This is a genomic window from Streptomyces sp. 147326 (genome assembly GCF_045000215.1).
In the GTDB taxonomy this organism is placed as follows: domain Bacteria; phylum Actinomycetota; class Actinomycetes; order Streptomycetales; family Streptomycetaceae; genus Streptomyces.
In genome coordinates, this window is sequence record NZ_CP134201.1 from 1,561,502 (window position 1) to 1,573,360 (window position 11,859).

9 protein-coding genes are annotated in these 11,859 nt (G+C 71.2%); 6 read left to right on the top strand and 3 right to left on the bottom strand.

The window, feature by feature from the left end:
- The first annotated feature begins 212 nt into the window (after positions 1 to 212).
- On the top strand, positions 213 to 1,736 hold the full coding sequence (locus tag RIU97_RS07145; protein ID WP_404954275.1) for a M1 family metallopeptidase: 1,524 nt from the start codon (positions 213 to 215) through the stop codon (positions 1,734 to 1,736).
- 6 nt (positions 1,737 to 1,742) lie between these two features.
- On the opposite strand, the gene RIU97_RS07150 is transcribed toward RIU97_RS07145, so the two are convergent.
- Complete coding sequence (locus RIU97_RS07150) at positions 1,743 to 2,639, bottom strand: oxygenase MpaB family protein (RefSeq protein WP_404954277.1); 897 nt, start codon at positions 2,637 to 2,639, stop codon at positions 1,743 to 1,745.
- A gap of 128 nt (positions 2,640 to 2,767) precedes the next feature.
- On the opposite strand from RIU97_RS07150, the gene sph reads away from it, so the two are divergent.
- Positions 2,768 to 3,757, top strand: a complete 990-nt coding sequence (sph, locus tag RIU97_RS07155; protein WP_404954279.1) for a sphingomyelin phosphodiesterase — start codon at positions 2,768 to 2,770, stop codon at positions 3,755 to 3,757.
- A gap of 45 nt (positions 3,758 to 3,802) precedes the next feature.
- Here sph and RIU97_RS07160 read toward each other — a convergent pair whose 3' ends face one another.
- Positions 3,803 to 4,255: a hypothetical protein gene (locus tag RIU97_RS07160; protein ID WP_404954281.1), complete on the bottom strand. Its 453-nt coding sequence runs from the start codon at positions 4,253 to 4,255 to the stop codon at positions 3,803 to 3,805.
- A 162-nt stretch (positions 4,256 to 4,417) separates the two neighbouring features.
- Positions 4,418 to 6,295: an AMP-dependent synthetase/ligase gene (locus RIU97_RS07165; protein WP_404954283.1), complete on the bottom strand. Its 1,878-nt coding sequence runs from the start codon at positions 6,293 to 6,295 to the stop codon at positions 4,418 to 4,420.
- Positions 6,296 to 6,380: 85 nt separating this feature from the next.
- Here RIU97_RS07165 and RIU97_RS07170 point away from each other — a divergent pair, with 85 nt between their 5' ends.
- The 4 genes from RIU97_RS07170 (at position 6,381) to RIU97_RS07185 (ending at position 11,807) form a co-directional block, all read left to right on the top strand.
- Positions 6,381 to 7,121: a MerR family transcriptional regulator gene (locus RIU97_RS07170; protein WP_404954285.1), complete on the top strand. Its 741-nt coding sequence runs from the start codon at positions 6,381 to 6,383 to the stop codon at positions 7,119 to 7,121.
- Positions 7,122 to 7,288: 167 nt separating this feature from the next.
- Positions 7,289 to 8,116, top strand: a complete 828-nt coding sequence (locus RIU97_RS07175; RefSeq protein WP_404954287.1) for an FAD binding domain-containing protein — start codon at positions 7,289 to 7,291, stop codon at positions 8,114 to 8,116.
- On the top strand, positions 8,113 to 10,839 hold the full coding sequence (locus RIU97_RS07180) for a molybdopterin-dependent oxidoreductase (RefSeq protein ID WP_404954289.1): 2,727 nt from the start codon (positions 8,113 to 8,115) through the stop codon (positions 10,837 to 10,839). The genes RIU97_RS07175 and RIU97_RS07180 overlap by 4 nt, the downstream gene beginning before the upstream one ends.
- Positions 10,836 to 11,807: an antibiotic biosynthesis monooxygenase gene (locus RIU97_RS07185; protein ID WP_404954291.1), complete on the top strand. Its 972-nt coding sequence runs from the start codon at positions 10,836 to 10,838 to the stop codon at positions 11,805 to 11,807. The genes RIU97_RS07180 and RIU97_RS07185 overlap by 4 nt, the downstream gene beginning before the upstream one ends.
- Positions 11,808 to 11,859: the final 52 nt, after the last annotated feature.

An 11,859-nucleotide genomic window follows, 5' to 3' on the forward strand; every position in this document is an offset into this window, starting at 1 on the left:
GGCCCCGGCCGGGTGGCGCCGGGCCGCCGGCGGGGTGCACGCGGCGCGCGGCGCCCCCGGCGTGCGCCCCTGGCCCTGCGCCATACCGTGACGGCCGAATGGCGATCGTGTGACAGCAGGGGCCATGGACATGACGTGAGCGATCACGGGTGAATACGGTCGAGCGACAAGACCTGGAACCGACCTGCCTCCCCTATCACTTGGAGTCATTCGTGCACCGCAAAGTCATCGCCCCGAGCGTGCTCGCCGCTTCCCTGCTGCTGGTGATCCCGGCGTCGGCGGCGAGTGCCGGTCCGGGTGCCCCGGGTATCGGCGACCCCTACTACCCGGCCAGCGGCAACGGCGGATACGACGTGTCCCACTACGACCTGCGCCTGCAGTACCAGCCGAAGACGGACCTGCTCGAAGGCACCGCCACCCTCCTCGCCACCGCCAAGCAGGACCTGTCCCGCTTCAACCTCGACTTCGGCCTTCAGGTCAGCGAGATCCGCGTCAACGGCGCCAAGGCGAAGTTCGCCACGTCCGGCGCCCACGAGCTGGAGGTCACCCCGGCGAAGCCGCTGGCGCGCAACACCCCGCTGACCGTCGTCGTCAAGTACGCCGGGAAGCCCTCCGAGTTCAAGGTGGACGGCTGGACGGCCTGGCAGCGCACGCCCGACGGCGGTGTGGCGGCGCAGGAGCCCGACTCGGCGGTCTGGTGGTTCCCCAGCAACGACCACCCGCTGGACAAGGCCACCTTCGACGTCTCCGTCAACGTCCCCGACGGCACCCAGGCGATCAGCAACGGCGTGCTCCAGTCGCAGACCTCGCGGCTCGGCTGGACCCGGTACAACTGGCGCTCCAACAAGCCGCAGGCGACCTACCTCGCCACCCTCGCCGTCGGCAAGTTCGACATCACCACCGACAAGACGGCGAGCGGGCTGCCGATCGTCAACGCCTACAGCAAGGACCTCGGCGACAACGCGGGCGCGGCGCGCGCGAGCGTGGAGCGCACCGGCGAGGTCACCGAGTGGCTGGAGGGGGTGTTCGGCCCGTACCCCTTCAACGCGCTCGGCGGTTACGTGCCGAACGTGAACGCCGGCTACGCGCTGGAGACCCAGACGCGGCCGTTCTACGGTCCGCGCCAGTTCCAGAACGGCGCCAACGTCTCGGTGGTCGTGCACGAGCTGGCCCACCAGTGGTACGGCGACAGCGTGTCCGTCGAGGGCTGGAAGGACATCTGGATCAACGAGGGCTTCGCCCGCTACAGCCAGTGGCTGTGGTCGGAGAAGGAGGGCGAGGGCACCGCGCAGGAGCTCGCCGACTGGGCCTACGCGCTGCGCCCCGCCGAGGATGCGTTCTGGCAGGTCAAGCCGGGTGACCCGGGTCCGGAGAACCAGTTCCACGGGGCCGTATACGACCGTGGCGCCGTCGCCCTGCAGGCGCTGCGCAACGAGATCGGCGACGAGAAGTTCTTCCAGATCCTCAAGGGCTGGCCGACCGAGCGCGCCTACGGCAACGCCAAGGTCGGGGACTTCGTGCGCTACGCGGAGAAGGTCTCGGCCAAGCCGCTGGCCCAGCTGTTCGAGACCTGGCTCTACACCCCGGGCAAGCCGGAGGCCTCGGCCCTGAACCCGGCGGCCGCGAAGCCGGCGGCCCGCTCGGCGCAGTCCGCCCCGGCGAAGCCCGCCGCGGAGCCGAAGTCCTGGAAGAAGATCGCGGAGACGAACACGATCCACACGCACGACGAGCACTGAGTCCCGTCAGCGGGCGGCGGCGCGCCATCGGGCCCGCGCCGCCCGCGCGATGGGCAGGTACCGCAGCCGTTCGGGCAGCAGCGGTACGAGAAGCCGCAGGGCCGTGCTGAACCGGCGGAGCCTGCGCTCCTGGTCCGGGCTCCACTCCAGCCCGAGCGCGGCCCGCGCCTCGGGCGGCATGTACCCGACGGTGACGAAGGCCCGCAGGTGCAGGAACGCCGCCCGCAGGACGGGCCAGGTCAGCCGCAGCAGCACGCGTACGGCGAAGGAACCGGCCTCGGGCCGGGGCAGCGGCACATCGGTGGCGACCAGCTCGCGGGCGACCTTGGTGGGCTCGATCTCCTCGGCGAGCATCCGGCCCCAGTACGTCCAGTACTCCTCGATGCTCTGCGGCATGTCCCGGTCGTGTATGCCGAGGATGCGGCCCACCTGCAGCCATTCCCGGTAGAGCTGCCGCTCCTGGGCGGGGGTGAAGCGGCGCAGCAGGTAGCGCCCGGCGTACAGGTAGACGGGGAAGCCCGTGGCGTGCACCCAGGAGTAGCAGGCGGGGTCGAGGGAGTGGTAGCGGCGGCCGCGGGTGTCGGTGCCCTGGATCTCCTTGTGCAGGCGGCGGACCCGGCGGCCCTCCTCGGCGGCCTCCTCCCCGCCGTACACCCACAGCTGGACCGAGCGCAGCGAGCGCTCGCCGCGGCCCCAGGGGTCGGTGCGGAAGACGGAGTACTGGTCGACGCCGGCCCCGATCGCGGGGTGGGCCACCTGCAGGGTGAAGGCGGCGGGCAGCATCAGCAGGGCCCGGACGTCGCCGGCGATGGTCCAGAGCACCCCGCCGGGAGGCGGCGGCTCGGGGTCGGTGCGGGGGCGCGCGGGGCGGCTTTCGGAAGCGTGGGCTGCCGTTCTTTCCATGTCACCAGTATGCGAGAGCCAGATGGCCCCGAGCCGGACAGAAAGTCGCTGCACGGGTGTTACCCAGAGGTAACCGTGGCTGCTTGGATGACGGAGCCGATCTTCCCGCAGGAATGATGGAGTCCCCCATGCCGCAGAACTCCCCCCGTCGCCACCGTGCCGCCTCCGCGGCCGTAGCGGCGGTCGCCGCCGGCGCCCTGGCCGCCACCTCCGCGCCCGCCGCCACGGCCGCGGAGGGCGCCGCCGCCCCGCGGCTCAGCGTCCTGTCGTACAACGTGTTCCTGATGAGCAAGAGCCTCTACCCGAACTGGGGCCAGGACCACCGGGCCGCGGAGATCCCCAAGGCCTCCTTCTACCAGGGCCACGACGTGGTGGTGCTCCAGGAGGCCTTCGACAACGGCGCGTCGGACGCGCTGAAGGCCAACTCGGCCGCGCAGTACCCGTACCAGACCCCGGTCGTCGGCCGCAGCAAGAGCGGCTGGGACGCGACGGGCGGCGCGTACTCCACCACCACCCCGGAGGACGGCGGCGTCACGGTCCTGAGCAAGTGGCCGATCGTCCGCAAGGAGCAGGTGGTCTTCAAGGACGCCTGCGGCGCCGACTGGTGGTCCAACAAGGGCTTCGCCTACGTGGTGCTGAACGTGAACGGCGCGAAGGTGCACGTGGTCGGCACGCACGCCCAGTCCACCGACCCGGGCTGCGGCGCGGGCGAGGCTGCGGACGTGCGCGCCCGCCAGTTCCGCGCGATCGACGCCTTCCTGGACGGGAAGAACATCCCGGCGAACGAGCAGGTCATCGTGGCGGGCGACCTGAACGTCGACTCGCGCACGCCCGAGTACGCCGCCCTGCTCGCCAACGCCGACCTGGCGGGCTCCGACACGCGCACGGGCCACCCGTACTCCTTCGACACCGCGCTGAACTCGATAGCGAACTACCGCTACCCGACCGACCCGCGCGAGGACCTGGACTACGTCCTCCACCGCAAGGGCAACGCCCGTCCCGCGGGCTGGGAGAACAACGTGGTCAAGGAGCAGTCGGCGCCCTGGACGGTCTCCAGCTGGGGCACCTCCTACACCTACACCAACCTCTCCGACCACTACCCGCTGATCGGCCGCTGACCCGGCCCGCCCTCGCAGGCGGCCCGGTCCTCCCGCCGGGCCGCCTCAGGACGGAATGGACAGCGACCAGCCGACGACATCGGCGAGGCGGCCGCGCCACAGGCCGTAGTGCATCGTCTGGTTCGGCGCACCCGTCAGGAAGGTGGCGTCCCGCAGGTGCACCCACCGCGGCAGCGGGTTCGGCTCGAACTCCTCCCGCCGCTCCTCGACGACCTCGTTGATCAGCCTCGGCAGACTGGCGAGTGACTCCGCTCCGGCACCGGGGAGATCGCGCAGCGAGGCTTCCCACTCCTGCGCGTACGCGGTACGGCTGATCACCTGTCCGAAGATCGCCCCACCGGGAATGTTCAGCGCCACGCCGAAGTGCGACCGGTTCTCCTCGTCCTTGTTCACCAGGTTGACCAGCATGCGCAGTTCCAGGTCCAGGAGCGGCTCCACCGTCTCCGGGGGCCGCAGCTTCCGCCGCTCGCCAGCACTCACATCGGACTCGTCGGCCATCGGGGGCACCTCTCGGCAAGGGCCGGCCCTCGTGGCCGCCCCGGGAGCGGAGCAGAAGCTCACCGTGCGGCTGCCCGGACTCACGCGAGGCATGCGGGGCGGACGGAGAACCGGGGTTCCCCGGCCGTCGGGCGGGACCGCCCGCCGGCCGGGGCCGTCGGCTCACGGCCGCGGATCACCGGCCGACTGCTCGGAGTGCCGGGACGGCTCGTACGGTTCCTCGTACAGTCCGTCGATCAGTGCGCCGTACTTGTCGCGGATCACGCGGCGGCGGAGCTTGAGCGAGGGGGTGAGCTCCCCGGTGTCGGGGCCCCACTCCTCGGTCAGCAGCCGGTACCGCTTGATCTGCTCGGTCCGGTTGAGCCGGGCGTTGGCCGCCCCGACCGCGCGGGCGATCTCCTCGCGGACAGCCGGGTGCGCGGCGAGCTCGGCCGGTGTGGCGGCCTCGATGCCCCGGGCGGCGGCCCAGACCGGGGCCAGTTCGGGGTCCAGGACCAGCAGGGCGACGAGGTAGGACCGGCCGTCGCCGTGGACGAGGGCCTGGCCGATCAGCGGGTGCTCCTTGACCGTGTTCTCCACCAGCGCCGGCGAGACGTTCTTGCCGTTCGAGGTGATGATCAGTTCCTTCTTGCGGTCGGTCAGCCAGAGGAACCCGTCCTCGTCGAGGCGGCCCACGTCCCCGGTCGGGAACCAGCCCTCGGCGTCGGAGGCGCTCTCCACCGTGCCGTCCGGCCGCAGATAGCCGCCGAAGACGGTCGCACCGCGGGTGAGGATCTCCCCGTCCTCGGCGAGCCTCAGCTCCAGCCCCTCGATCGGGCGGCCCACCGAGCCGAGCCGGAAGCCGTCCGGACTGTTGACCGTGCACACGCCGGCCGTCTCGGTGAGCCCCCAGGCGTCCATGATCGTGACGCCCCAGCCGGCCCAGAAACGGACCACGTCGATCGGCATCGGCGCGGTCGCGCTGGCCGTCCAGACCAGCCGGTCCAGGCCGGCCAGGCGCAGCAGCGGATCCAGCACCTGTTCCTTCGCCCCGGCGTACGAGGCTTCGAGCGCGGCCGGCACCTCCTCACCGCGCTCCTGGTGGCCGGCCCGGGCGCGGGCCAGGTCGTTCGCGGCCTCGATCGCCCCGCGCTGCGCCTCGGGGAGCTGCGCGAGGACCGCACGGACCGAGGCGGCGAGCTTCTCCCACACCCGGGGCACGCCGAAGAACTGCACCGGGTGCAGTTCCCGGACCGCCCCCGCCACGGCGGTCGGGTCGGCGCACAGCCGTACGTGCGCGGCCCGCAGCAGGGGCAGGTAGATGCCGAGGACCCGCTCGGCGATGTGCGCGAAGGGCAGGTAGCAGAGGTGCTCGGCGTGCTCGGGCAGGTCGACGTGCCGGTCGAGGCGGATCGCCTGGAGCATGAGGTTGCGGTGGGTCAGCCGCACGCCCTTGGGGTCGCCGGTGGTGCCGGAGGTGTAGACGACGGTCAGCGGGTCCTCGGGGCGCGTCTCCTGCCAGGCCTTCTCGAAGGCGTCGGAGCGGTGGATCCGGGCTCCGCTCGCGTGCAGGGAGCCGTACGTGGAGTGCCCGCCGGCGTCGGCGGCCTCGGCCACGACGAGGCGTTCCAGGGGCACGCTCGGGTCGGCCAGCAGCGGCTCCCACCGCAGGAGTTCGCGGGCGCCCTCGACGACGGCGACCCTGGCCCGGCTGTGGCGGGCGATGTGGGCGATCTGCTCGGGCGCGGAGGTCCCGTACACGGTGACGGGCACGGCGCCGAGGTGGACGAGGGCGAGGTCGCTGAGCCAGTGCTCGGGGCGGTTGCCCATCATCATCAGGACGTGCTCGCCGCGCTCGACACCGAGGGCGGCGTAGCCGGAGGCGAGGACGGCCACCTTGCGGCGGACCTCGCTCCAGGTGAGGGTCGCCCAGTCGGCGGAGCCGGGGCCGGCGCGCCACGAGAGGGCGGGGAGTTCCCCGTGCTCGGCGGCGTTGCGGGCCAGCAGGGCGGGGAGGGTGATCTCTTCGGGTCGTCCGGGCAGTCGCAGGTTCGTGGTCATGGGCAGCTCCTGGCCGTTTCACATCGTTGGTGCGACAGCAATACTGTTGAACCCAAGCTGTGGAGCAGAGAGCGAGGCGCAGACGATGGCCGACCAGGCAACCGAGCCGATGCTCACCGTCGACGAGCTGGCGGCCAGGGCGGGCGTCACCGTACGCACCGTACGGTTCTACAGCACCCGCGGGCTTTTGCCCCCTCCCGTGATCGGTCCTCGTCGGGTGGGGCACTACGGGCCGGAGCACCTGTCCCGGCTGGCCCTGATCGAGGAGCTCCAGCACCAGGGCATGACCCTGTCCGCCATCGAGCGCTATCTGGACGCGCTGCCCGACGACCTGAGCGCGCACGACCTGGCGATCCACCGGGCGATGGTGGCCAGTTGGGCCCCGGACGCGGCCCAGGAGGTCTCGCGCGAGGAGCTGGAGAAGCGGGCCGGGCGGAGCCTGTCGGAGACCGACGTCCGGCGGCTGACGGCGATGAACGTGCTCGCCGCCTCGGGCGACGGGCTCCGGGTGGACGTGGGGCTGCTGCGGCTGGGGGTCGCGCTGCTCGACGTGCCGATCGCGCACGAGACGATCCTGGCGGCGCGCAAGGTGCTGATGGAGCACACCAGGTCGGCCGCGCACGAGCTGACGGCGCTGTTCCGGGACGAGGTGTGGGGCCCCTTCACGCGCGACGAGAGCGATCCGGAGCGGGTGGAGTCGATGAAGGCCCTTTCGGCGCACATGCAGCCGATGGTGGTCCAGGCCCTGGTGACGGCCTTCCAGCGGTCCCTGCGCGAGGAATTGCGGGCCGCGTTCGTGTCCGGCGAGGCACCCGGCGGGCCATAGCCGCGGGCTTGAAGCCCTGCTTTGGCGGGGCAGGCCCGTTCTCAGTACGCTGGAAGGGAGCCTTTGCGCCCGCCGGCCCCTGCTCTGTGCGGGTCGGCCCCTGCGGCCCCAGCGGATTCTTCCGCTCAAGGTGGCGCCCCTCCTGCACGTAACGGGCAGGTGTTTCCATGGACCTCAACACCATCAGCGAAGTCGTCCGGCGACCGTCCGACCGGCCGGGCGCAGACTGGCGCGAGGGCGATGCCTGGCTCGCCGGCGGGACATGGCTGTTCTCCGCCGGGCAGCCGGGCCTGCGCCGCCTGGTCGACCTGACGGCCCTGGGCTGGGATCCCCTCGTACCGAGCGGCGCGGGCCTGGAGATCGGCGCCACGTGCACCGTCCGGGACCTGTACGCCTTCACACCTCCGGCCGACTGGACCGCGGGCCGCCTCTTCGCGCCGAGCTGCGAGGCGTTCCTGTCCTCGTTCAAGGTCTGGAACGCGGCGACCGTCGGCGGAAACATCTGCATGTCCCTGCCGGCCGGCCCCATGATCACGCTGACGGTCGCGCTCGAGGCCGAGTACGAGCTGTGGGCTCCCGACGGGTCGGTGCGCACCGTCGACGCCCTCGACTTCGTGACCGGGAACAACCGGAACATCCTCGCTCCCGGGGAACTGCTGCGGCGCGTCCGCCTTCCGGCGCGTGCCCTGCGCAAGCGCACCGCCCACCGCCTCTTCACACTGACGCACCTGGGACGTTCGACGGTCTTCCTCGTCGGTACGCAAACGCCGGGAACGAGCGACCTGCTGCTCACCGTCACCGCCGGCACCTCACGCCCGGTGCGCATCGCCTTCGACACCGTGCCCGATGCCCGCGCCCTGCAGCAGAGCATCAACGCCATCCCTGCCGACGTCTGGTTCGCCGACCCCAACGGAACCCCGGACCACCGCCACCACCTCACCCTGCACTTCGCCGAAGAGATCCGCCACGAACTCATGGCTGGGGGCCCGGCATGACGTACTCCGTGAACGGCAGGAGCTTCTCCGAGGAACCGGACCCCGGCCAGTGTCTGCGTACGTTCCTGCGCGCGCTCGGCCACTTCGGCGTCAAGAAGGGCTGCGACGCCGGTGACTGCGGCGCGTGCACCGTGTGGCTGGACGGCACTCCGGTCCACAGCTGCATCACCCCCGCCTTCCGCGCGGAAGGCCATGAGGTGACCACGATCGAGGGTCTCGGATCACCCGGCGACCTGCATCCCGCGCAGCGCAGGTTCCGGGACGCCCCCGGATTCCAGTGCGGGTTCTGCACCGCAGGGATGATCATGACCTCGGAGACGTTCACCGAGGCCCAGAAGGCTGACCTGCCACGGGCGTTGAAGGGCAACCTCTGCCGTTGCACCGGCTACCGGGCGATCGAGGACGCGGTGAAGGGCGTCGCCGGTGTGCAGAGCGCCGCGCCGGGACGGGCCGTCGGAACGAGCGTCGGTGCGCCGGCGGCCGACGACGTGGTGACCGGTCGCGCCGAGTTCACGATGGACACCCACATGGAAGGCATGCTGCACCTCAAGGTGCTGCACTCGCCCCACGCACACGCCCGCATCGTCTCGATCGACAAGAGCGCCGCGCTCGCGGTCCCCGGCGTGCATCGCGTCTACACCTGGGAGGACGTGCCGCGCAGGCGCTTCACCACGGCGATCCACACCGACCACCTCGTCGATCCGGACGACACCTACGTCCTCGACCGCACCGTCCGCTTCGTCGGCCAGCGCGTCGTCGCGGTGCTCGCCGACACGGTCGGGGCGGCCGAGGAGGGCTGCCGGAAGGTGGCCGTGGAGTACGAGGTGCTGCCGGCGGTCTTCGACCCGGAGAAGGCGATGGCCGACGGGGCACCGCAACTGCACGGCTCGGAGGACCCGTTCGCCCGCGACTACGTCCACAACCTCCTGCTGGAGATCCACTCGCACATCGGCGACGTCGACGCGGGATTCGCCGCGGCCGACGTGATCCACGAGGGCACCTACTTCTCACCGCGCGTGCAGCACGCGCACCTGGAGACCCACGGTTCGATCGCGTGGATGGAGGACGGGCGGCTGAACGTCCGCACCAGTTCGCAGTCTCCGTCGATCGCGAAGGTCAAGCTGGCCTACCTGTTCGCGCTGCGCCCGGACCAGCTCCGCGTGTTCTGCAAGCGCGTCGGCGGCGGTTTCGGCGGCAAGCAGGAGGTCATCTCGGAGGACCTGGCCGCGCTCGCGGCCCTCGACACCGGGCGGCCCGTCTGCTTCGAGTACACGCGCGAGGAGGAGTTCACCACGGCTTCGCCCCGGCATCCGATGAAGCTGACGGTCAGGCTCGGCGCGAAGGCCGACGGCACCCTCACCGCCTTCCAGGTCCGCAACCTGTCCAACACGGGCGCCTACGGCAACCACGGCGGCGAGACCCTGTACGCGGGCGGCTCCGCCGTCATGATCTACCGCTGCCCCAACAAGAAGTACGACGCCTTCTCCGTCTACACGAACACCGTTCCGAGCGGCGCCCTGCGCGGCTACGGAATGACCCAGCCGGCCTTCGCCGTGGAATCGGCGATGGACGAACTGGCCCTCGCCCTGCACATGGATCCGCTCGAACTGCGGCGCCGCAACATCGTGCGCCCGGGCGAGCCCCTCGTCGCCCTGCACGACGGGCCCGACGACGTGGTGTTCCACGAGGACGGGCTCGGCAAGTGCATCGACCTCGTGGCCGGCGAGCTGGCCCATACGGCCGACCGGCCCTCCCCCGGCCCCGGATGGCTCGTCGGGGTCGGCGTCGCGAGTTCCATGCACGAGACCGCGCCGCCGACCGAGCACGTCTCCGAGGCCTGGCTCACGCTCGGCGACGACCTCGTGTACGAACTGGCCGTCGGCACCGTCGAATTCGGGGAGGGCACGTCGACCGCGCACGTCCAGATCGCGGCCAACCAGCTGGGTACGACGCCGTCGCGGATTCGCCTGGTGCAGTCCGACACCGACCGCACGGGATTCGACACCGGCGCCTTCGCGAGTGCCGGACTCTTCGTGGCGGGCAACGCGGTCCTCCGCGCCGCCAACGCGGTGCGCGACCGCATCCTGGACTTCGCCGCCACGCACACGGGCGTCCACGTCGTGATGTGCTCGATGGACGACGACGACGTCGTCTGCGGGGACGAGCGCGTCTCGCTGGCCACGCTCGTCGCCGAGGCCCGGGCGCGCGGCATCCGGTTCACGGCCGCCCGCAAGGCGTACGGCTCGCCCCGCAGTGTCACCTCCAATACGCAGGGCTTCCGCATCGCCGTCCACCGGGTGACGGGTGAGATCCGTATCCTTTACAGCGTCCAGGCGACCGACGCCGGTGTGCTCATCAACCCGGAACAGGTCCGGGGACAGGTGGAGGGCGGCGTCGCCCAGGGCATCGGATTCGCACTGACCGAGAACTTCCAGATCGACGCGGACGGCGTCATGGCCAACCCGAACCTCCGCAACTACCGCATCCCCACCTACGCCGACGTCCCCCGCACCGACGTTCTCCTGGTGGGCTCGTCGGACTCCGTCGGGGCCATGCGGTCGAAGGGGATGGCGGAGTGCTGCATCAACCCGGTGGCCCCCGCGCTGGCGAACGCGCTCCGCGACGCCACGGGCGTCCGCTACCGCGAGCTGCCCCTCACACCGGAACGGATCTACGGCTGGCTCGTCGAGAGCCGGTCGGCGCGGGCGGGCACGGCACGATGACGACCGACCGGCAGGCGGACGCCGCGGCGACGGTCATCATCGGCCGGAAGGTCCGCCCCGGCATGGAGCGGGCGTACGAGAAATGGCAGGAGGAGGTCAACGCCGCGGCCGCCCGCTACGCCGGTCACCTCGGCGCTGAGGTGACCAAGCCGACCGCCTTGCAGCCCGACTGGGTGATCGTCTACCGGTTCGACTCGGTGGCCCATCTGCAGGCGTGGATGAACGGCGCGACCAGGCAGAGGCTCCTCGACGTCGGCGCGCACTACTTCGACGGTCCCGCCACCCAGCAGGTGATCAGCGGCGGCACACAGCCGACGGACCCGCTCGTGACGGTGGTGGTGAGCCACCGAGTCCACCCGGACAACGTCGACGACTTCCTCGCGTGGCAGGAGCGCATGAGCCAGGAGGAGAGCAAGTTCGAAGGGTTTCGCGGCACGGAGATCTTCCGCCCCGTCGAGGGCCTTCAGGACGAGTGGACCACCCTGTACCGCTACGACAATGCCGAACACCTCGACGCCTGGCTGACGTCGGCGAAGCGACGGGAGATACTCGCCGAGGGGGAGAAGTTCGACGACTTCAGACTGCGCACGATCGACAACTCGTTCGGCAGTTGGTTCGCCTTCGAGGAGAACGGCAGGGAGGCGCCGCCGCCCTCGGAGACCAAGACCGCCATCGCGGTCTGGGTCGGGCTCTACCCGACCGTCGTGATACTGAGCCTCGTCCTGCATCCGCTGGGCATGCCGCTCTGGTTCGGGCTGCTCGTGGGCAACCTTCTGTCGAGCTTCATCATGAGCTTCTTCACGATGCCCCACTACGTGAACCGGCTGCTCAGGCGGTGGCTGTGGCCCTCGACGGACGAACCGCCCGCCAGGGCCAACCTGGTCGGCGGCGCCGTCGTCGCCGCGCTGCTCCTGTTCTGGGTCGTCGTCTTCTACCTCGTGACGGAGGTGTTCTGGACGCTGCCCTGACCCCGGGGGCCACGGAGGGCGAAGGCGGGCCGGGAGCGACCCGGCCCGCCTT

Coding starts and splice junctions, on each gene's coding strand:
- RIU97_RS07150 (WP_404954277.1), bottom strand. CDS start 2,639: ATGGAAAGAACGGCAGCCCACGCTTCCGAAAGCCGCCCCGCGCGCCCC.
- sph (WP_404954279.1), top strand. CDS start 2,768: ATGCCGCAGAACTCCCCCCGTCGCCACCGTGCCGCCTCCGCGGCCGTA.
- RIU97_RS07160 (WP_404954281.1), bottom strand. CDS start 4,255: ATGGCCGACGAGTCCGATGTGAGTGCTGGCGAGCGGCGGAAGCTGCGG.
- RIU97_RS07165 (WP_404954283.1), bottom strand. CDS start 6,295: ATGACCACGAACCTGCGACTGCCCGGACGACCCGAAGAGATCACCCTC.
- RIU97_RS07170 (WP_404954285.1), top strand. CDS start 6,381: ATGGCCGACCAGGCAACCGAGCCGATGCTCACCGTCGACGAGCTGGCG.
- RIU97_RS07175 (WP_404954287.1), top strand. CDS start 7,289: ATGGACCTCAACACCATCAGCGAAGTCGTCCGGCGACCGTCCGACCGG.
- RIU97_RS07180 (WP_404954289.1), top strand. CDS start 8,113: ATGACGTACTCCGTGAACGGCAGGAGCTTCTCCGAGGAACCGGACCCC.
- RIU97_RS07185 (WP_404954291.1), top strand. CDS start 10,836: ATGACGACCGACCGGCAGGCGGACGCCGCGGCGACGGTCATCATCGGC.